The sequence below is a fragment of the Actinopolymorpha rutila genome, from assembly GCF_013407855.1.
GTDB lineage: Bacteria > Actinomycetota > Actinomycetes > Propionibacteriales > Actinopolymorphaceae > Actinopolymorpha > Actinopolymorpha rutila.
This window is the reverse complement of the sequence record NZ_JACBZH010000001.1, coordinates 3282168-3302104: the sequence shown is the minus strand read 5'-3', so window position 1 is coordinate 3302104 and position 19937 is coordinate 3282168. Positions and strand designations below refer to the sequence as shown.

General features: G+C 67.7%; 13 protein-coding genes and 3 rRNA genes. 1 reads left to right on the top strand and 15 read right to left on the bottom strand.

The window, feature by feature from the left end; all coding sequences use genetic code 11:
• Nucleotides 1-36: 36 nt before the first annotated feature.
• From recN to F4554_RS14635, 6 genes are all read right to left on the bottom strand, one after another.
• Complete coding sequence (recN, locus tag F4554_RS14660) at nt 37-2247, bottom strand: DNA repair protein RecN (RefSeq protein ID WP_179787888.1); 2211 nt, start codon at nt 2245-2247, stop codon at nt 37-39.
• Between the two features lie 10 nt (nt 2248-2257).
• A complete protein-coding gene (locus F4554_RS14655) occupies nt 2258-3316 on the bottom strand; it encodes an NAD kinase (protein WP_179787887.1) in 1059 nt (352 codons plus the stop codon).
• Complete coding sequence (locus tag F4554_RS14650) at nt 3313-4173, bottom strand: TlyA family RNA methyltransferase (protein ID WP_179787886.1); 861 nt, start codon at nt 4171-4173, stop codon at nt 3313-3315. Before F4554_RS14650 ends, F4554_RS14655 begins: the two co-directional genes overlap by 4 nt.
• Nucleotides 4148-4399: a hypothetical protein gene (locus tag F4554_RS14645; RefSeq protein WP_202889297.1), complete on the bottom strand. Its 252-nt coding sequence runs from the start codon at nt 4397-4399 to the stop codon at nt 4148-4150. The genes F4554_RS14650 and F4554_RS14645 overlap by 26 nt, the downstream gene beginning before the upstream one ends.
• Nucleotides 4400-4518: 119 nt before the next feature.
• On the bottom strand, nt 4519-5613 hold the full coding sequence (locus F4554_RS14640; protein ID WP_179787885.1) for an HAD-IIA family hydrolase: 1095 nt from the start codon (nt 5611-5613) through the stop codon (nt 4519-4521).
• Nucleotides 5610-6023 carry a tetratricopeptide repeat protein gene (locus F4554_RS14635; RefSeq protein WP_179787884.1) on the bottom strand — a complete coding sequence of 138 codons (414 nt, stop codon included), beginning with the start codon at nt 6021-6023 and terminating at the stop codon, nt 5610-5612. The genes F4554_RS14640 and F4554_RS14635 overlap by 4 nt, the downstream gene beginning before the upstream one ends.
• A 144-nt stretch (nt 6024-6167) precedes the next feature.
• On the opposite strand from F4554_RS14635, the gene F4554_RS14630 reads away from it, so the two are divergent.
• A complete protein-coding gene (locus tag F4554_RS14630) occupies nt 6168-7559 on the top strand; it encodes a DUF1015 domain-containing protein (RefSeq protein WP_337796047.1) in 1392 nt (463 codons plus the stop codon).
• Here the strand turns inward: F4554_RS14630 and F4554_RS14625 are convergent.
• The 9 genes from F4554_RS14625 to argH all read right to left on the bottom strand — a co-directional run bounded on the left by F4554_RS14625 (nt 7534) and on the right by argH (nt 19914).
• Nucleotides 7534-7929: a single-stranded DNA-binding protein gene (locus tag F4554_RS14625; protein ID WP_179787882.1), complete on the bottom strand. Its 396-nt coding sequence runs from the start codon at nt 7927-7929 to the stop codon at nt 7534-7536. The genes F4554_RS14630 and F4554_RS14625 overlap by 26 nt on opposite strands.
• A 186-nt stretch (nt 7930-8115) precedes the next feature.
• Nucleotides 8116-8793 carry a tetratricopeptide repeat protein gene (locus F4554_RS14620; RefSeq protein ID WP_179787881.1) on the bottom strand — a complete coding sequence of 226 codons (678 nt, stop codon included), beginning with the start codon at nt 8791-8793 and terminating at the stop codon, nt 8116-8118.
• The gene (locus tag F4554_RS14615) at nt 8790-10070 is read right to left on the bottom strand and encodes a hypothetical protein (RefSeq protein WP_179787880.1); all 1281 of its coding nucleotides are present in this window, start codon (nt 10068-10070) and stop codon (nt 8790-8792) included. Before F4554_RS14615 ends, F4554_RS14620 begins: the two co-directional genes overlap by 4 nt.
• Before the next feature lie 214 nt (nt 10071-10284).
• Nucleotides 10285-10401: ribosomal RNA gene (rrf, locus tag F4554_RS14610) — 5S ribosomal RNA — on the bottom strand.
• 185 nt (nt 10402-10586) lie between these two features.
• A 23S ribosomal RNA gene (locus tag F4554_RS14605) occupies nt 10587-13716 on the bottom strand.
• Between the two features lie 465 nt (nt 13717-14181).
• Nucleotides 14182-15698, bottom strand: a 16S ribosomal RNA gene (locus F4554_RS14600).
• The 16S, 23S and 5S rRNA genes sit together here, the layout of an rRNA operon.
• Before the next feature lie 738 nt (nt 15699-16436).
• The gene (tyrS, locus tag F4554_RS14595; protein ID WP_337796046.1) at nt 16437-17768 is read right to left on the bottom strand and encodes a tyrosine--tRNA ligase; all 1332 of its coding nucleotides are present in this window, start codon (nt 17766-17768) and stop codon (nt 16437-16439) included.
• Complete coding sequence (locus tag F4554_RS14590) at nt 17765-18487, bottom strand: DNA-3-methyladenine glycosylase (protein WP_179787879.1); 723 nt, start codon at nt 18485-18487, stop codon at nt 17765-17767. The genes tyrS and F4554_RS14590 overlap by 4 nt, the downstream gene beginning before the upstream one ends.
• Entirely contained in the window at nt 18484-19914 is a 1431-nt protein-coding gene (gene argH, locus F4554_RS14585; RefSeq protein WP_179787878.1) for an argininosuccinate lyase, read from the bottom strand. Before argH ends, F4554_RS14590 begins: the two co-directional genes overlap by 4 nt.
• Nucleotides 19915-19937: the final 23 nt, after the last annotated feature.

The following is a 19937-nucleotide window of genomic DNA, read 5'->3' as shown; positions in this document are numbered from 1 at the left end:
GACCCGGTTGCCGGCAGCCTTACTTCGACGTATGCCTCAGCTCGAACCGCCGCGGGACCTGGCCGGCTTCGTGGCCTTCCTCGCCTTGCTGCTCGCGGCGTCCTCGTCGAGCTTCGCGTCCTTCGTGTTTCCCCGCACAGCCTTGGCAGCGCTCCGGGGCTCCTTGGTGGACGCCTTGGCGGACTGCTTGATGGGCTCTTCCGGGTCGCCGCCGACAACAGCGGCGTCCTTGGAGTCCTCCCGCACGGCCTTGGCGCTCTTCGCCGACGCGGCGTTCCTGGGCGCTACCGGCGAGGTCCTCTCTCCCGTGGTCGCAGTCGCGGCCTTTCTGCCCGCCGCGGCCGCGACTGCCTTCTTTCTGCCGGACCGGGACCCTGCCGCGTCCCTGCGTGCCTCGGCCGCGGTGGCGAGGAGCTCCTCCGCATGTGCCCGCGCACTGGCGGACCCGTCCAGACCGGCGAGCATCCGAGCGAGTTCTGCCACCCGGCCCTCGTCGTCCAGCCAGGTGAGTCCGCTGCGGGTCACCGAGCCGTCGTCGCTCTTGCGTACGACGTAGTGCCGATCGGCGAACGCGGCCACCTGCGGAAGGTGGGTGACCACCACGACCTGCGAGTTGGCCGCGAGCCGGGCAAGCCGGCGGCCGATCTCCACCGCGGCGCGGCCGCCCACACCGGCGTCCACCTCGTCGAACACGAACGTGGGTACGCCGTCCACACCGGCGAAGACCACCTCGACCGCGAGCATCACCCGGGAGAGCTCCCCACCGGACGCACCTCGCTGAACCGCGCGGGCGGGCGCACCCGGGTGCGGTCGCAGCCGCAGCTCGACCTCGTCGACGCCGTGCGCGCCGTACGCCAACCATCGACCGTCGACCAGCAGGGCACGTTGGTCCTCGGTCTCGCCTCCGGTGCCGTGGCCGGCTGTGGTGGCGGTGTCCGGATGGGCAGACTCGACACGTCTGCCGCGGTTCGGCTTCCGCTCCCCCGCCGAGGCAGGCTCCGACACCTCGGCGGTGCGCACCTCGGTCTGGGCCACGTCGGCGGTGAGTTCGGCGTGCGGCATCGCGAGATCGCCGAGCTCGGCCGTGACGGCGCTGCCGAGGCGTTCGGCGGCCGCCATGCGAGCCGAACTCACCTCGTGAGCAAGCATGCCGAGTTCGGTCGTCAGCTCCTGGCGCTCGGCCCTGAGGGCGCCGATCGTGTCGTCGGATCCGTCCAGCTCGGCCAGCCGGATCGCCGATCGGCGTGCCCAGGCCAGGACGTCGTCGATCGTTTCGCCGTACTTGCGGGTGAGCGCACCGAGCACCGCCCGCCGGTCGCCGATGGCCTGCAGCCGCGCGGGATCGGTGTCCACACCGGCGGCGTAGGAGGCCAGGTCGGAACCGGCGTCGGCGAGCAGTGCGGCCGCCTCCGCCAACCGGTCGGCCACCCCCGCGAGCTCGGGATCGTGCATCCCTGCCGTGTCGAGGGCCTTGCGTGCGCTCGCCACCTGGGACAGCGCGTCGACCGGCGCGCCGGCGAGGTCCTCGTCGCCGGTGAGGGCTGTCTGCGCCAGGCTGGCGGCGGCTCGCAGCGAGTCGGCGTGCGCGAGCCGGTCCTCCTCCACCGTCAGCGCCTTGTCTTCACCCGGCTGCGGGTCGGCCGACTCGATCTCGGCCAGCCCGAACCGCAACAGGTCCGCCTCCTGGGCACGGTCACGGGCTCGCGCGACCAGACTGGACAGCTCGGCGTCGACCTCGGCGAGCCGGGAGTAGCGGATCCGATAGGCCGCGAGCGGCTCCTGGACCGCTGATCCGGCGTAGCGGTCGAGGATCTCCCGCTGCCGCGAGGGCCGCAGCAGCCGCAGCTGGTCGGACTGGCCGTGCAGGGCCACGAGCTCCTCGGCCAGCTCCGCGAGCACCCCCGCGGGGACTCCCGCACCGCCCGCGTACGCGCGGGACCGGCCGTCGCGGGCGATGGTCCGCATCACGATCAGGGTGTCGTCCTCGAGCTGCGCGCCGGCCTCGACCGCGCGCCGCGCGGCGGCAGAACCAGAGTCGAGTCGGAGTCTGCCCTCCACGACCGCACGCTCGGTCTGGCGACGGACCAGCCCCGCGTCGGCGCGTCCGCCGAGCAGCAGGGACAGGCCTGTCACCACCATGGTCTTTCCGGCGCCGGTCTCGCCGGTGACGACGGTCAGGCCCGCGTCGAGGTCGAGCACGGCGTCGTCGATGACGCCGAGCCCATGGATCCGGATTTCCTCCAGCATCGCCGGAACTCTACGGGGTCTCGCCGACACCGCCGGGCCGTTCGCCCGTGGCACGCTCGTGACGGTCAGGTGAGTAGTCGGAAGAGGAGTGGTCGACGGCCGCCGCGGAGTCGGGTCCACGGGCGCTTTCCGGGCGAGCATTGGTCGTCCTCGCCGCGGCCCGTCGAGCACGGACCTCCCGCCGCCCACGCCACCCGTGCACCGGTAGGTCGAACTTCGCCACCAGACGGTCGGTGAACGGGCCCTGGTGCAGCCGGGCGAGCCGCACGGGCCGCGCACCGTGGCGTACCTCCACCCGAGCACCCGGCGGAAGCTCCTCGGTGCGCCGGCCGTCGCACCACAGGACTCCCGGCCCTGGATTGCGTTGCATGAGCTCGACCGCCACCACGGAGCGTGGCGACACGACCAGAGGCCTGGAAAACAACGCGTGTGCGCTCAGCGGCACCACCAACATCGCCTCCAGCTCCGGCCACACCACTGGCCCGCCGGCGGAGAACGCGTAGGCGGTGGATCCGGTCGGCGTGGCGGCGACGACACCGTCGCCGCCCCACCGCGAAAGTGGCCGGCCGTCGACCTCCACGACGACCTCGATCATGCGCTCGCGGGCGGACTTCTCCACGCTCGCCTCGTTGAGTGCCCACTGTGTGGCGGCGACCGCGCCGTCGACCAGGACGGTCACGTCGAGAGTCATACGTTCCTCGACGGCGTACTTGCGGTGGACCACGTGGTCGATGGTGACGTCCAGGTCGTCGCGCTCGGACTCCGCCAGGAAGCCGATGTGGCCGAGGTTGACGCCCAGGACGGGAGTGCCCGAAGCGTGCGCCACCTCGGCGCCACGCAGGATCGTGCCGTCGCCGCCCAGCACCATGACGATCTCGCAGCCTTCCGCCGCGGCCGGCGAGACGTCGACCACCTCGGCCTTGTCCAGGCCGATGTCGTCAGCGTCGGGGGCGAGCAGGCGCACGCCGACGCCGGCGTCGGCGAGCCGGGCGGCCGCCTCCCTCGCCAGCTGGGTCGCCTCGGCTCGTCCGGTGTGGACCACCAGGAGCACCGTGCGGTCTTCGGTCACAGCGAGGTCTCCTTCGGCGATCCGGGCGGATCCAGAGTGGCAAGGATCGTGTCGTCCCACAGTGGTGCGTCGGCACGGAGCCAGAGGAAGTACTCGGTGTTGCCGGCCGGTCCGGGAAGCGGGCTCACCGTAGCGCCCGCCACCCCCAGGCCCACCGCACCCGAGGCTGTGGCGACCGTGCGTACCGCGTCGTGGCGCAGCGCGCGCTCGCGGACCACGCCCCCCTTGCCCAGCCGCGAACGACCCACCTCGAACTGTGGCTTGACCAACAGCACGAGGTCGCCGCCGGGCCGGACCAGGCCGGACAGCGCAGGCAGCACGGTGGTGAGGGAGATGAACGACAGGTCGGCGACGAGGAGGTCCACCGCGCCGCCCACCTGTGCGGGGTCGAGGTCGCGCACGTGCGTGCGTTCGTGGACGTCGACCGCCGGGTGGTCTCGGAGTTCGGCCACGAGCTGGTCGCGGCCCACGTCGACCGCGACCACCTGCCGTGCCCCCGCGCGCAGGAGCGCGTCGGTGAACCCGCCGGTGGACGCGCCGGCGTCCAGGCAGCGCCGCCCGTCGACCGTCAGTCCCAGCGGCCCGAACGCCGCCAGCGCCCCGGCCAGCTTGTGCCCGCCACGGGAGACGAACTCCGGGCCCGGGGAGTCCACTTCGCACACCTCGTCGGCGGCGACCCGGCGGGCCGGCTTGGCGACCGGCCGCCCGTCGACGCGGACATTTCCTGCCGTGATGAGATCCACCGCGTGCTCGCGTGACCTTGCCAGTCCACGCCGGACGAGTTCGGCGTCGAGACGGGCCCGGTGGGCCGAGTCGCCGGGCAGGCCCTGGTCACGGCCGGCCAGTGTCGTCCCCATGATCCTCACCGGCAGCCAGCAAGGTTTCGTGCAGGCGACGGTGGGCGTCTTCGTAGATGTCGATGTGGTCACTCGGTCCCAGACCGGCGAGTTCGCCGAGCCGGTCGAGGACGGCGTCGACGTCAGGTCGGCCGGTCGGGTCGTACTCGGGCGTGTGCTCCTCGGCGGCCACCGTCTCGACAGTGGTGGCTTCACGCACCGGAGTGTCGTCTTCCACAGTGCCCACGTCTCCTTGGTCTGAGCTTGCTCGCCGCGACACCGGCCGCGCGAACGAGTCGCTCCGGTCGCTGCGTACGTGGTGGTCAACGAGCCGGCCGCTGACCAGTCCTGGGCCGCCACTTGACACTAACCCATCGCCGCGTCCTGGCCGCGCAGTAGTGCGAGGGCCTCCGACGCGTCGACCCGAGCGGGCTCGGGAGCAGACCAGACAGCGGCAAGCAGCGCGCGAGCACCGTCCAGCGGATCCCCGCTCCCGGACAGCCGAACAATGACCTGCCCCTGCCGGTCGCCGGCACCTGTCCCGTCCTGGTGCTCGAGCGCGGCGGTCCACTCCCCGCAGGTGGCGCTGCCGTCGCCGACCTGGGGAGCCGGGTGTGGAGCGAAGAGCCCCGCGAGGTCCCGGGCGAGATAGGTCGGACGCTGGTTTGCCGGAGCGGTCAGCAGGTCGGCGAGCTTTGTCACGCCGGTCAGGACGAGCATGCTCGGCATGCCGGCCGCGTTCGCTCCCTCGATGTCGGTGTCCAGCCGGTCGCCGATCACCAGGGGTCGTTCGGCCCCTACGCGTTCCACCGTCTCGTGGAACAGCGGCGGCGCCGGCTTACCCGCGACCACCGGTGTCTGGCCGGTCGCCATCCGGATCACCTCCACGAGGGTGCCGTTCCCCGGCGCCAGGCCCCCGTCGGTCGGCAGTGTCCGGTCGACGTTGGACGCGATCCACGGGACGTTTCGGCTCACGGCGTAGGCGCCCTCGGCGAGCTGTCGCCAGCCGACCTCCGGATGGAACCCCTGAACGACGGCGGCCGGGTCCTCGGCAGCCGTCTGGACCGGAACCAGTCCGCGCTCCCTGACGGCGACCAGCAGGCCCTCGCCACCCACCACCAGCACCCGCGATCCCGCGGGCACGCGCTCGGCGACCAGCCGCGCCGCGGCCTGCGCCGAGGTCACCACGTCGGCGACCTCGGCGCGGACCCCGACCTTGCGAAGGTGCTCGACCACCGAGTCGGGGGTGCGAGAGGCGTTGTTGGTCACGAAGGTGACCCGCATGGCCGCTGCCCGCGTCCGCTCCAGGTCCTCAGGGGCGCGGGGTACCGCGTCCGCGCCCACGTAGACCACGCCGTCGAGGTCGAACAGTCCGGTGTCGTACTGCTCGACCAGGGGCCGGTCGGCCTCGGACAACGGCTCGGGGGCCGTGTCCTCGTCGGTCGTGGTCTTGTCGGTCACTTCATGTCCTCCCGGGCCCTGAGGGTCGCTCTGACCTGCCGAAGTGCGTTGTTGTAGTGGTCGACGGTGGGTCGCATGGCCGCCGCCATCGCGAGGTGGGGCGCCGCCGCGTCGTGTCGGCCCATTCGGCTCAGAGCCAGACCGAGGCCGAAATGTGCGTAATCGTCGGAGGGATTATCGTCGACGAGTCCCTCGAACGCCTCGGCGGAGTCCGCGTAGTGCCGGCTGTTGAAGAATGCCCGCGCGAGCGCCTCCCGGATCGACCTGGAACCGGGCTCGGCCTCCCGGGCGCGCGCGAGCAGCTGCGCCGCGGCCGCGGAGTCACCGCCCTCGAGCAGGGCGAGGCCCCTGCGGTACCACTCGTAGACGTCACCGCCGGGCGTGCCGACGTTCGCGTCGCCGTTGATCATGGTGTCCTCCCTCCTCGGCGCCCTCAACCGGAGGCCGGGCCGGGCTATTCCACCAAGTCTGCCGACCACGGTTTCGCACGGACACCTGCCCGAGGACGCCCCGGGCACCTCGCCCGGACGGGGTGGACACCTAACATGCCCAGCGTGACCGACCCCTCCCCGACGCCCGACTCCGGTACCCGGCCGCTGGTGCTGTCGCCCTTTCCGGGCGTCCGCTACGACCCCGAACGCGTCAGCGACCTGGCAGCCGTGACCTCTCCGCCGTACGACGTACTCGATCCCGGCAGCGTGGCGGCGCTCACGGCTGAGGAGCCACACAACATCGTCCGGGTCGTTCTCCCCCGGCCGGCGGGGCCGGCCGACTGGACCTCCGACCACCGGTCCCCCGGCGAAGGTGACCACTCCGTGGGAAGGGACGATTCGTCCCGAACCGCCGGCAGCAGCGGCGAGGCTGGTCCGGCGGTCCTGTCGGACACGGATCACTACCGGCGAGCCGCCGACCTGCTCAACCGCTGGCGGGCCGAGGGCATCCTCCGGGCCGACACCGAGGCCGCGCTCTACGTCTACGAGCAGCGGGTGCCCGAATCGGGCGAGCCTGGCAGCCGGCCCTTCGTGCTGCGGGGGATGTTCGGCGCCGTGGAACTGCGCGAGCCCGAGGAGCGGGTGATACTTCCGCACGAGGACGTGATGCCCGGTCCGGTCGCGGACCGGCTGGCCCTGATGAGCGCGTGCGAGGCCAACCTGGAACCGATCCTGCTGGTGTACGACGGCGGAGGGCCGGCCAGCGACCTGGTGGAGGTGACCGTTCGAGGCGAGCCACTGGTGCATGCCCGCACAGCGGACGGAGTCGATCACCTGCTGTGGCGAATCACCGACGTGGATGCGCTGAGCACCATCGCCGCCGACCTGGCTCCCCGCCAGGCACTGATCGCCGACGGTCACCACAGGTACGCGACCTACCTGAAGCTCCAACGCCAGATGCGGGCCACGGGCGCCGGTCCGGGTCCGTGGGACAGCGGACTCGCGCTGCTCGTCGACCAGCGTGCCCACCCGCTGCAGCTCACAGCGATCCACCGGACGGTCGCGGGGATCACGCTGGAGGACCTGGTGACCCGGGCGGGGGCCGAATTCACCGTCGAGTCGTTCGACGACGCCGACCGCGCACACGACGCGCTCGCCGCGGCTCATGGCCGCCGGAACGCCTTCGTCGTCACCGACGGGCTCCGCTGGGAACTGTTGAGCGTCCCCACCGAGACCACCACCGGGCGGTTCCGGCTGGACACGGAGGTGCTGCACGAACGGTTGTTCGGGGGGACTCTCGGCCTGGCCGAGGAGCACATCGGCTATGCCCACAGTGAACGCGCCGCCGTCGAGCATGCCCGGGACAGCAACGGCGTCGCCGTGCTGCTCAACCCGGTCGACGTGTCCACCGTCCAGGCCGTCGCCCGGGAGGGCGGCCGGATGCCGCGCAAGTCGACGTCGTTCGGCCCGAAGCCGCGCACCGGGTTCGTCATGCGGATGTTCGACCAGCACTGACCGTCTCCCTGTCGACGAGCAGGCGCACGCTGGCCGCCTCCACCTCGTACCGGCTGATCGGTCCGGACTCACTGCGACGGAACCGGCGTCGCAGCGCGCCTGCCACCTCGACGATGTCGCCGGAACTCCACCGCTCCATCTCCGCGTGGCATTCGGCCGACCAGGAGGCGCATTCGATCGTGTCCACCACAGCCGAGCGCGGAGGCAGGGTCTTCGGATCTCGCTGCACCACCAGCCGGACGCTGACGACGGTCGAGCCGCTGGGAAGCTCCCGTCGCGTCACCGGCGCCGACACCCGGCCGACCAGCCTCACTTCGTTGCGGTGATCGGGACACGGGATCGGCGGCTTCTGCGCGTCGGAATCTGTCATCGGGGCTGCCTCCCTCTCTGGAAGGTCCGTCGTCGCGGGTTGGCAGCCCCAATCTCCTCCGTTCCGGCACGAGCGACCAGGTGAGACCTCCGGCCTGTGGACGACGTCGCCGATCCGGCGGCTGTGGACAACTAATGGGCACCAGCGCGAGGAACCACCCGGGGTCAGGTCCTTCGACCCGCTCCCTCAAGCCTCGGCGAGCCGGGCCAACCGATCCTCGGCGTCGGTCTCGGCGTCGACGTCCACCTCAACGACGCGCGCGAACCACTGCGCGGCCTCCTCACGTCGGCCGAGTTCCTCCAGGGTGTCGGCATAGGCGTATCGCACGCGGGTGACCGCGGCGGCCGACGCCCGGCCGTGCAGAGCGGGTACGTCGAGGAGTGCCAGCGCCGCGGCCGGCTGGCCAAGGTCACGTCGTGCTCCGGCCTCGACGATCAGCAACTCGACCCGTGCCACCGGGTCCAGCTCCGACCGGTCGACCGTCGCGATGAGATCCAGTGCGCGCTCAGGGCGACCCAGTCCACGCTCGCTGTCGGCCATCGCGGGGAAGTATTCCGCCGAGCCGGTCATCCGGCGGGCGGCGCGAAACTCGGCCAGCGCCTGTTCGTACTTCCCGGCCGCGTAGGCGGTGTAGCCGACGGCCTCACGTACGACGCCCAGGCGGGATCCTTCGCGGCGCGCCGCCAGGGCGTGTTCGAGCGCCTCGTCCGGGTCCTCGTCGACGAGTTGACCGGCCATCACGAGATGGCGGGCCACCCGGTCGGCCGTGGCCTTGCTCAGGGTGCCGAGCTGCCGCCGGATGTCCGAGTCCAGCTCGAGCCCGGTGACGTCCGCGGGTAGCTCAGGACCGACGGGCTCGTTCACCGGACGGCTCCGGTCACGGGTTCCTCCCCGTCGGCGGTCGTCGCCACTGGGACGGGTGTCCCGCGCCGGGCGATCGGCGTCCGCAGGTCGGCTCGGACGTTCGTACCGGCCGCCGGGGTGTCCCGAGGAACGCGGCTGCTGGAAACGCCCCCTACCACCGGACGCCTCACCCCGAGACCGCTCACGGTCGCGGTCACCGAAACTCCGGTCACGCCCCCTACCACCGGACGCCTCACCCCGAGACCGCTCACGGTCGCGGTCACCGAAACTCCGGTCACGCCCCCTACCACCGGACGCCTCACCCCGAGACCGCTCACGGTCGCGGTCACCGAAACTCCGGTCACGCCCCCTACCACCGGACGCCTCACCCCGAGACCGCTCACGGTCGCGGTCACCGAAACTCCGGTCACGCCCCCTACCACCGGACGCCTCACCCCGAGACCGCTCACGGTCGCGGTCACCGAAACTCCGGTCACGCCCCCTACCACCGGACGCCTCACCCCGAGACCGCTCACGGTCGCGGTCACCGAAACTCCGGTCACGCCCCCTACCACCGGACGCCTCACCCCGAGACCGCTCACGGTCGCGGTCACCGAAACTCCGGTCACGCCCCCTACCACCGGACGCCTCACCCCGAGACCGCTCACGGTCGCGGTCACCGAAACCGCGGTCACGCCCCCTGCGATCATCGCTTTGGGAGTACCTTCCGCCACGCGTTGCGTCCGAACGACGGTCTCCGCGGTCCGGGCGTTCAGAGCGGGACGATCGGTCGTAGCCTCCGGACGGTCGATCACTCCGCGGACGCTCCGATCCCCGTCCAGCGGACTCTCGACCTGGAGAGTCCGAACGCCAACTGCGGCCCTGCCCACCACGGTCGACCCCGGAACGGCCGCGGTCCGAACCGAACCTCCCACCGCTGCCACGACCGGTACGAGCACGGTCGCCCTCGGAGCCATCGCGGTCACGTCGGGGCCGCGAGGACCAGCCGCCGTCGGCCGGCCGGCCGCGCCCGGTATCGCCGTCGCGCTGATCACCAGTCCGTCGGCTCGGCTTGAATCCGCTCCCCGAACCCTGTCCGCGGGATGTCCGATCCGTTCCGGAGCGCTCTCCACGGCCGGAGGCCCGGTCGTCACCCGAACGTCCGCGCCCGTTGCCGGCCCCACGAGCTCCCTGCTCCGACCGACGGCTTCCAGACGACCATCGCGATCCGGACGCGTCTCCACGGCCGCCGGCTCGCTCGGGCCGCCCTTCGGTCGAACGCCGGCTGTCACGGTCACGTCGATCGCGGTCCCGATCCTGGCCGCGCCTCGAACTGTCGCTCATCGTGCTCCTCTGGGGGACGGCTGACGTCCCCATCTTGCCGCGTGGGTCGAACCGGGTTGTCGCCCGGTGTCGTGGGGGCCGTTCGATCAGGATCTGGGCCCGCCCAGAAAATCGGTGCCGGACATGACTGAGGGCCACCCCGTGTGGGGTGGCCCTCAACCAATGTATGTCCGGCGGCGTCCTACTCTCCCACAGGATCCCTCCTGCAGTACCATCGGCGCTGAAGAGCTTAACTTCCGGGTTCGGAATGGGACCGGGTGTTTCCCCTTCGCCATGACCGCCGTAACGCTGTGAAGATATGAACCAGCAACCACAACTGCCGGGCCCACACACACCCTGGGCCGTTGCCGGCCCGCCGGGGTTGTGTGGCGGGGTGGGTGGTTCGTGTCTTCAGAACCGCATAGTGGACGCACAGTCTTCGTTTTTGCGTTCGTCACGTGTGATGCTCACACCCCGTAGGGGGTGTGGTGTGTGACAAGCCCTCGGCCTATTAGTACCAGTCAGCTTCACGAGTCTTTAGTCCTCGCTTCCACATCTGGCCTATCAACCCAGTCGTCTTCTGGGGGCCTTACCCGGTTAACCCGGTGGGAGACCTCATCTTGAAGCGTGCTTCCCGCTTAGATGCCTTCAGCGGTTATCACTTCCGAACGTAGCCAACCAGCGGTGCTCTTGGCAGAACAACTGGCACACCAGAGGTTCGTCCGTCCCGGTCCTCTCGTACTAGGGACAGCCCTTCTCAAGTCTCCTGCGCGCACAGCGGATAGGGACCGAACTGTCTCACGACGTTCTAAACCCAGCTCGCGTACCGCTTTAATGGGCGAACAGCCCAACCCTTGGGACCTGCTCCGGCCCCAGGATGCGACGAGCCGACATCGAGGTGCCAAACCATGCCGTCGATATGGACTCTTGGGCAAGATCAGCCTGTTATCCCCGGGGTACCTTTTATCCGTTGAGTCACGGCGCTTCCACGTGCCACCGTAAGATCACTAGTCCCGACTTTCGTCCCTGCTCGACCTGTCGGTCTCACAGTCAAGCTCCCTTGTGCACTTGCACTCGCCACCTGATTGCCAACCAGGCTGAGGGAACCTTTGGGCGCCTCCGTTACATTTTGGGAGGCAACCGCCCCAGTTAAACTACCCACCAGGCACTGTCCCTGATCCGGATAACGGACCGAGGTTAGACAGCCAATACGATCAGAGTGGTATTTCAACGTTGACTCCACCCGAACTGGCGTCCAGGCTTCACAGTCTCCCACCTATCCTACACAAACCGAACCGACCACCAATACCAAGCTGTAGTAAAGGTCCCGGGGTCTTTCCGTCCTGCTGCGCGTAACGAGCATCTTTACTCGTAGTGCAATTTCGCCGGGTCCGTGGTTGAGACAGCGCCCAAGTCGTTACGCCATTCGTGCAGGTCGGAACTTACCCGACAAGGAATTTCGCTACCTTAGGATGGTTATAGTTACCACCGCCGTTTACTGGCGCTTAAGTTCTCAGCTTCGACCGTGAGGTCTAACCGGTCCCCTTAACGTTCCAGCACCGGGCAGGCGTCAGTCCGTATACATCGTCTTGCGACTTCGCACGGACCTGTGTTTTTAGTAAACAGTCGCTTGGGCCTGGTCTCTGCGACCTTCACCGCTGCAGGGAGCAAGTCCCCTCACGGATCCGGTCCCCCTTCTCCCGAAGTTACGGGGGCATTTTGCCGAGTTCCTTAACCACGGTTCGCCCGATCGCCTTGGTATTCTCTACCTGACCACCTGTGTCGGTTTGGGGTACGGGCGGCCTTGTCACTCACTAGAGGTTTTTCTCGGCAGCATGGGATCACTCACTTCGCCTCAATCGGCTCGGCATCAGGTCTCAGACATAAAAGACGCGGATTTACCAACGTCTCGTCCTACACCTTTGCCCGCGGATCAGCTTTCGCCTACCATCGCCGCGTAGAGCTACCCTCCTGCGTCACCCCATCGCTTGCCTACTACCGGATCGGTTCACGCGCTCACCCAGAACAACCCCGAAAGGTCGAACCAGGCTCGGGCGCTTAGCATCACCGGGCTCAGCATGGGCGCGACAAAGCCGGTACGGGAATATCAACCCGTTGTCCATCGACTACGCCTGTCGGCCTCGCCTTAGGTCCCGACTTACCCAGGGCGGATTAGCCTGGCCCTGGAACCCTTGGTCATTCGGCGGAGGAGTTTCTCACTCCTCTTTCGCTACTCATGCCTGCATTCTCACTCGTGTAGCATCCACGACTGGGTCACCCCGCCGCTTCACACGCCACACGACGCTCCCCTACCCATCCACACGTCTGGACCCCACCCCGAAAGGCAGAGCCGAACAATACGTGAATGCCACAGCTTCGGCGGTTCGCTTGAGCCCCGCTACATTGTCGGCGCAGAATCACTTGACCAGTGAGCTATTACGCACTCTTTCAAGGGTGGCTGCTTCTAAGCCAACCTCCTGGTTGTCTCTGCGACTCCACATCCTTTTCCACTTAGCGAACGCTTAGGGGCCTTAGCTGGTGATCTGGGCTGTTTCCCTCTCGACTACGAAGCTTATCCCCCGCAGTCTCACTGCCGCGCTCTCACCTACCGGCATTCGGAGTTTGGCTGATTTCGGTAAGCTTGTCGGCCCCCTAGACCATCCAGTGCTCTACCTCCGGTAGGAAACACGCGACGCTGCACCTAAATGCATTTCGGGGAGAACCAGCTATCACGGAGTTTGATTGGCCTTTCACCCCTACCCACAGGTCATCCCCCGGCTTTTCAACGCCGGTGGGTTCGGGCCTCCACGCGGTCTTACCCGCGCTTCACCCTGCCCATGGGTAGATCACTCCGCTTCGGGTCTAGAGCACGCGACTCACACGCCCTGTTCGGACTCGCTTTCGCTACGGCTCCCCCACACGGGTTAACCTCGCCACGCACCACTAACTCGCAGGCTCATTCTTCAAAAGGCACGCCGTCACACCCCACAAAGGAGACGCTCCGACGGATTGTAGGCACACGGTTTCAGGGACTATTTCACTCCCCTCCCGGGGTACTTTTCACCTTTCCCTCACGGTACTGGTTCACTATCGGTCACCAGAAAGTATTTAGGCTTGGCGGGTGGTCCCGCCAGATTCACACGAGATTTCACGGGTCCCGTGCTACTTGGGAACACGTCCAGGAGCCACCACGTTACGTCTACAGGGGTATCACCTGCTATGCCGGGACTTTCCAGACCCTTCGACTTCCGCAGCGGTTTATAACTCCTCGCCGGATCAGCAGCTCCGACAAGACGATCCCACAACCCCGCATAGGCAACACCTGCCAGCTATCACACCTACACGGTTTAGCCTCTTCCGCTTTCGCTCGCCGCTACTCACGGAATCACAATTGTTTTCTCTTCCTGCGGGTACTGAGATGTTTCACTTCCCCGCGTTCCCTCCGAACGCCCTATGTGTTCAGGCGCCGGTGACTGGACATGACTCCAGCCGGGTTTCCCCATTCGGACACCCCCGGATCACAGCTCGGTTGCCAACTCCCCGGGGCTTATCGCAGGCTCCTACGTCCTTCATCGGCTTCTGGTGCCAAGGCATCCACCGAGTGCCCTTACTAACTTGTCACAACAAACAGACACACAGTTCTCGGCAAAACAAAGATGCTCGCGTCCACTATGCAGTTCTCAAGAAACGAACGGACACCACCCCACAACCACCGCACACCACCACGAACAACCCCGAAACGAGAACAACATCCCGCCGGCGAAACCCGGGTGGCCGTTCGGTGAAGGAACGGCCCGACAACCCAAGGAAACCAAAACCACCACACAACAACCGTTGCGTGGTGGGCCTGATCCCTCAGGACCCAACAACGTGCCTCAGCGCCACCCACAGCCCACGCCCCGTTCCACACCCCACCACCAAAGGCAGCGAGAGCAGTACTAGGCCACGCAGAAACCATGGGCAAACACCCACTAGCCGATGCTCCACTAAATGAGCTCACCGCTCCGACACACTCGGCCGGACAACGGCGCCCTGAACAACCACCACAGTGAAACCACCACGACGGCCGCCAGAAAAGCTCCTTAGAAAGGAGGTGATCCAGCCGCACCTTCCGGTACGGCTACCTTGTTACGACTTAGTCCTAATCGCCAGCCCCACCTTCGACGGCTCCATCCCACAAGGGGTTAGGTCACCGGCTTCGGGTATTGCCGACTTTCATGACTTGACGGGCGGTGTGTACAAGGCCCGGGAACGTATTCACCGCGGCGTTGCTGATCCGCGATTACTAGCGACTCCAACTTCACGGGGTCGAGTTGCAGACCCCGATCCGAACTGAGGCCGGCTTTTAGGGATTCGCTCCACCTTACGATTTCGCAGCCCATTGTACCGACCATTGTAGCATGTTTGCAGCCCTGGACATAAGGGGCATGATGACTTGACCTCATCCCCACCTTCCTCCGAGTTGACCCCGGCAGTCTCCTATGAGTTCCCGGCATTACCCGCTGGCAACATAGGACGAGGGTTGCGCTCGTTGCGGGACTTAACCCAACATCTCACGACACGAGCTGACGACAGCCATGCACCACCTGTGCAGAGCCCTTACGGACCCCGTATCTCTACGAGATTTCTCTGCATGTCAAACCCAGGTAAGGTTCTTCGCGTTGCATCGAATTAAGCAACATGCTCCGCCGCTTGTGCGGGCCCCCGTCAATTCCTTTGAGTTTTAGCCTTGCGGCCGTACTCCCCAGGCGGGGCGCTTAATGCGTTAGCTGCGGCACGGAGAACGTGGAAGTCCCCCACACCTAGCGCCCAACGTTTACGGCGTGGACTACCAGGGTATCTAATCCTGTTCGCTCCCCACGCTTTCGCTCCTCAGCGTCAGGTAAGGCCCAGAGAGCCGCCTTCGCCACCGGTGTTCCTCCTGATATCTGCGCATTCCACCGCTACACCAGGAATTCCACTCTCCCCTGCCTACCTCTAGTCTGCCCGTATCGAAAGCAAGTCCGGAGTTAAGCCCCGGATTTTCACTTTCGACGCAACAAACCGCCTACGAGCCCTTTACGCCCAATAATTCCGGACAACGCTCGCGCCCTACGTGTTACCGCGGCTGCTGGCACGTAGTTGGCCGGCGCTTCTTCTGCGGGTACCGTCACTCACGCTTCGTCCCCGCTGAAAGAGGTTTACAACCCGAAGGCCGTCATCCCTCACGCGGCGTTGCTGCATCAGGCTTCCGCCCATTGTGCAATATTCCCCACTGCTGCCTCCCGTAGGAGTCTGGGCCGTGTCTCAGTCCCAGTGTGGCCGGTCGCCCTCTCAGGCCGGCTACCCGTAAAAGCCTTGGTAGGCCATCACCCCACCAACAAGCTGATAGGCCGCGAGCCCATCTTCAGCCAATAAATCTTTCCACCACCACCCATGCAGGCAGAGGTCATATCCGGTATTAGACCCAGTTTCCCAGGCTTATCCCAGAGCTGAAGGCAGGTTGCTCACGTGTTACTCACCCGTTCGCCGCTCGAGTACCCCGAAGGGCCTTTCCGCTCGACTTGCATGTGTTAAGCACGCCGCCAGCGTTCGTCCTGAGCCAGGATCAAACTCTCCGTTGAAAACCAACAAAAAGCCACCCCAGCAAACAAACAACCCACAGGTTGCCTGTCACCAAAGGAATCCGCGACAAAACACCACACACACCATCAGACCAAAGCCATCAGGCACGCACAGCACCTTGCCAACGGGGCAAAAAACACTGCATCGACTTTCGGCACGCTGTTGAGTTCTCAAGGATCAGACACACACCAGAACCAGACCTCCCAGCCCGGCTCCAAGGCAACTCGCTTAGCTTATCGATTCGCTCTCACCCAGGCAAATCGGGTGATTTCGAACCGATTCACCCCATGAAGCATGACCCTCTTCCGGGAGAACGGACTCCGGCGTCAGGCTTTGTTTCGTTCGGGGTGTTGTCACCGGACCGGCCACCTCTCGGTGTCCCGCGCTCTCAGCGACCCGGTAAATCTTACCGACCTCTTCGCAACCCGGCAAATCGGGCCCTTCGCAAGTCGGTCCCTCGTCTCGATCCACTCGACGCGCACAAAGCAGTGCACCGAACGAACGGTGTCGATTCGAAGAGGATCCCCGCCGGACCGGCCGCCAGGTGGCGTCCCGCGACCCGTGCGGAGCGAGTAGGACTATACGGATCTACGAGGGGCCCGTCAAATCGGGCCCCTCCACGAACTGCCGACCTCGCCAGCTGCTCCTGGCAGGCACTCGGATCCGTTCCCGCCCGAGCGGACCTCCGCAGGACAGACCCGAGAGCCCCGACAGCCGGGAGCGCGCGTGGACGGAACCTAGGGGGCCACCTCGACGCCGGCGACGTTGCGTCTCCCGCGCCGCAGGACCAGCCAGCGGTCGTGGAGCAGGTCGCCGGTGGATGCCACGGAATCGACCGACGTGATCCGCTCGTTGTTGAGGTAGGCGCCGCCCTCGTCGATGGTTCGCCGTGCCGCGGACCTGCTGGCCACCAGACCCGTGTCGGCGAGGAGATCGACCAGCGGTGGCAGCGCACCCCCGGTGTCGCGTTCGACGCGAACGTGCGGGGCCTCACGCAGCGCCGCGTCGAGGGTTCGGGCATCGACGTCGGTGAGGGCGCCGCGGCCGAACAGCGCTCCGGACGCGGCGATCACCCGGGCACACTCGTCCGCGCCGTGCACGAGCGTGGTGAGCTCCTCGGCCAGGACCCGTTGGGCTTCCCGGGCGGCCGGGCGTTCGGCCGTGGTCTTCTCCAGCACTTCCAGTTCCTCCCGGGAGCGGAAGCTGAAGACCCGGAGGTACTGGCCGACGTCGGCGTCGGCAGTGTTGAACCAGAACTGGTAGAAGGCGTACGGCGACATCATCTCCGGGTCCAGCCAGACGGTCAGGCCGCCCGCGCTCTTGCCGAACTTCGTGCCGTCGGACCGGGTGAGCAACGGCGTCGCCATCGCGTGCACGGTGGTGCCCTCTGCCCTGCGGATGAGGTCGACGCCGGCGGTGATGTTGCCCCACTGGTCGCTGCCGCCGGTCTGCAGGGTGCAGCCGTACCGGCGGTACAGCTCGAGGTAGTCGAACGCCTGCAGGATCTGGTAGCTGAACTCGGCGTAGCCGATCCCCTGCTCGGTGTCCAGGCGCGCCTTCACGACCTCTTTCTGGATCATCTTGTTGACCCGGAAGTGCCGGCCGATGTCGCGGAGGAACTCCAGAACGCTGACCGGTGCCGTCCAGTCGAGGTTGTTCACGATCTGTGCGGCGTTCGGGCCGTCGAAGTCGACGAACGGCGTGACCTGCCGCTTCAGGCGTTCGACCCAGCCGGCCACCGTCTCCGGGTCGTTCAGGGTGCGTTCGGCGTCCGGTTTGGGATCCCCGATCAGGCCGGTGGACCCGCCGATCAGGAGCAGGGGCGTGTGGCCGGCCTGCTGCAGCCGCCGAGCGGTCACGAGCTGGACGAGGTTGCCGTGGTGCAGGCTCGGTGCGGTCGGGTCGAAACCGACGTAATAGGTGACGGGTCCCTCCGCGAGCGCGGCGCGGAGCGCGTCCTCGTCGGTCGACTCAGCGAGCAGGCCGCGCCAGCGCAGGTCGTCCAGCACCGACTGTGCCGAGTGCGCTGCCTGCGCCGGCTGCTCTGTCTTGTCCCCGGGACCGGTCACCGTGGTTCCTTCCTCGGTCGAATCGATGGTTCAGCGGTGGCTGCCTCGACTCCAAGAGTGCCCGAGTCGGGTGCGGCGCTGGTGGGGGCGGGTGGTTCTGCGGCCGTCCGGCGACGCTTGGGCGCGTGCGCGCGGTAGACGGAGACTGTTGGCTCGGCGTCCACCCAGAATCGCCACGGCCAGTCCGCGGCGGCCGCCAACCCGATCCGCGGACCGCGGCGGATTCGCGTCCCGGGCACCTGCTCGCCCGGTGTGAGGCGTACGGGCGAGGACGGGGCAAAGGCGTCCAGACCGTTTCCGGCGCGGTCCACGCCCAGTGCCTGGGCGAGCCGGGCCGGTCCGCGGGCGAGGTCGCGGGCCGAACGGGCCGCCGGCCGTCGCGACCTGGCGAGCTTCTCCCCCGCGATCACCTCGCCGGCCCGGAGCAGGACCGCACTGGCGTGCCCGTTCGTGCCACACACGAGGTTGATGCACCAGTGCATGCCGTACGTGAAGTAGACGTAGAGGTGGCCCGGTGGGCCGAACATCACCGCGTTGCGTGCGGTCCGGCCGCGGTAGGCGTGCGAGCCCGGGTCGTTGGGGCCGTCGTACGCCTCCACCTCCGTCAACCTGACGGCGACCAGCCCCTCCGCTGTCCGGTGCTCGACCACGCGGCCGAGCAGGGCCGGTGCCACCTCTAGCACCGGCCGGGTGAGCAGGGCGCGCAGATCGTCGGTCATCCCCCGCGTGCCCACTCCCGAGCCTCTTCCGTGCCCGGCCGGAGCCGGGACAACTGGTCGCGCACCCGAGCCGGCGCGGTGCCGCCGAGTGCCGAGCGCGCGTCCAGCGCGCCCTGGACGCTCAGCACGGTGCGGACCTGCGGTGTGAGATGGGGCGAGATCGCCGCCAGGTCGTCGTCGCTGAGGTCGGGCAGGTCGACGCCGCGCCGTTCACACGCTTGTACGCAGGCGCCGGCGATCTCGTGCGCGTCACGGAACGCCACGCCCTGGCGTACCAGCCACTCCGCCACGTCGGTGGCGAGCGCGAACCCCAGCGGGGCGGCCGCCGCCATCCGCTCCGTGTCGAACGTACTGGTCGCCACCATGCCGGTGATCGCGGGCAGAACGAGGACGAGCTGGTCCACCGTGTCGAAGACGGGCTCCTTGTCCTCCTGCAGGTCACGGTTGTAGGCGAACGGCATGCCCTTCAACGTGGCGAGCATTCCGGTCAGGTGCCCGATCAGCCGGCCGGACTTGCCGCGGACGAGTTCGGCCGCGTCGGGATTCTTCTTCTGCGGCATGATCGACGAGCCGGTGGCGAACGCGTCGTCGAGCCGAACCCAGCCGAACTCGGTGGACGCCCAGAGGCAGTACTCCTCGCCCAGCCGGGACAGGTGGACGCCGAGCATCGCCGTGCAGAAGAGGAACTCCGCCACGAAATCCCGGTCGGACACCGCGTCCAGGGAGTTTTCGGCCGCCCGGACGAATCCGAGGTCGGCGGCGGCGGCCTCCGGGTCGAGCGGCAGCGAGGAGCCGGCGAGCGCGCCTGCCCCCAGTGGTGAGGTGGCCGCCCGGTCGTCCCAGTCACGCAGCCGGTCGACGTCACGGGCCAGCGCGTGCACGTGCTTGGCGAGCTCGTGGCCGAAGGCGACGGGTTGCGCGTGCTGGAGGTGGGTGAAACCGGGGGCCGGCGAGGCGGCGTGCTGCTCGGCCTGCTCCAGCAGTGCCTCCTGCAGGTCGGCCACCAGGGCGACGAGGACCCGCGCCTGCGCGCGGAGGTACAGCCGGAAATCCGTCGCCACCTGGTCGTTGCGACTCCGGCCGGCCCGCAGTTTGCCCCCGAGCGGGCCGAGCCGGTCCAGGAGTTCGCGTTCGATCGCGGTGTGGACGTCCTCGTCGTCGGGCTGAGGCGCCAACATGCCGGCCGCCACCTCTGAGACGAGCACGTCGATCGCCTCCTCGACCCGGGCCAGCTCCGGATCGGTGAGCAGGTCCGCTCGGCGAAGCACCCGGGCGTGGGCACGGGTCTGCGCTAGGTCGAACGGCGCCAGCCGCCAGTCGAAGTGCACCGACCTCGACAGAGCGGCCAGTGCCTGGGCAGGACCGGCGGCGAAGCGGCCGCCCCAGAGCCGGGTGGGCTGCCCACCCGGCGGGTGCTGCTCGATCACGGAGTTCCTTCCTCGTCGTGGTG

What these genes read in the sequence shown, in the direction of transcription:
- F4554_RS14650 (WP_179787886.1), bottom strand. Translation starts at nt 4,173, where the DNA reads ATGGGGACGACACTGGCCGGCCGTGACCAGGGCCTGCCCGGCGACTCG.
- recN (WP_179787888.1), bottom strand. Translation starts at nt 2,247, where the DNA reads ATGCTGGAGGAAATCCGGATCCATGGGCTCGGCGTCATCGACGACGCC.
- F4554_RS14635 (WP_179787884.1), bottom strand. Translation starts at nt 6,023, where the DNA reads ATGATCAACGGCGACGCGAACGTCGGCACGCCCGGCGGTGACGTCTAC.
- F4554_RS14590 (WP_179787879.1), bottom strand. Translation starts at nt 18,487, where the DNA reads ATGACCGACGATCTGCGCGCCCTGCTCACCCGGCCGGTGCTAGAGGTG.
- F4554_RS14625 (WP_179787882.1), bottom strand. Translation starts at nt 7,929, where the DNA reads ATGACAGATTCCGACGCGCAGAAGCCGCCGATCCCGTGTCCCGATCAC.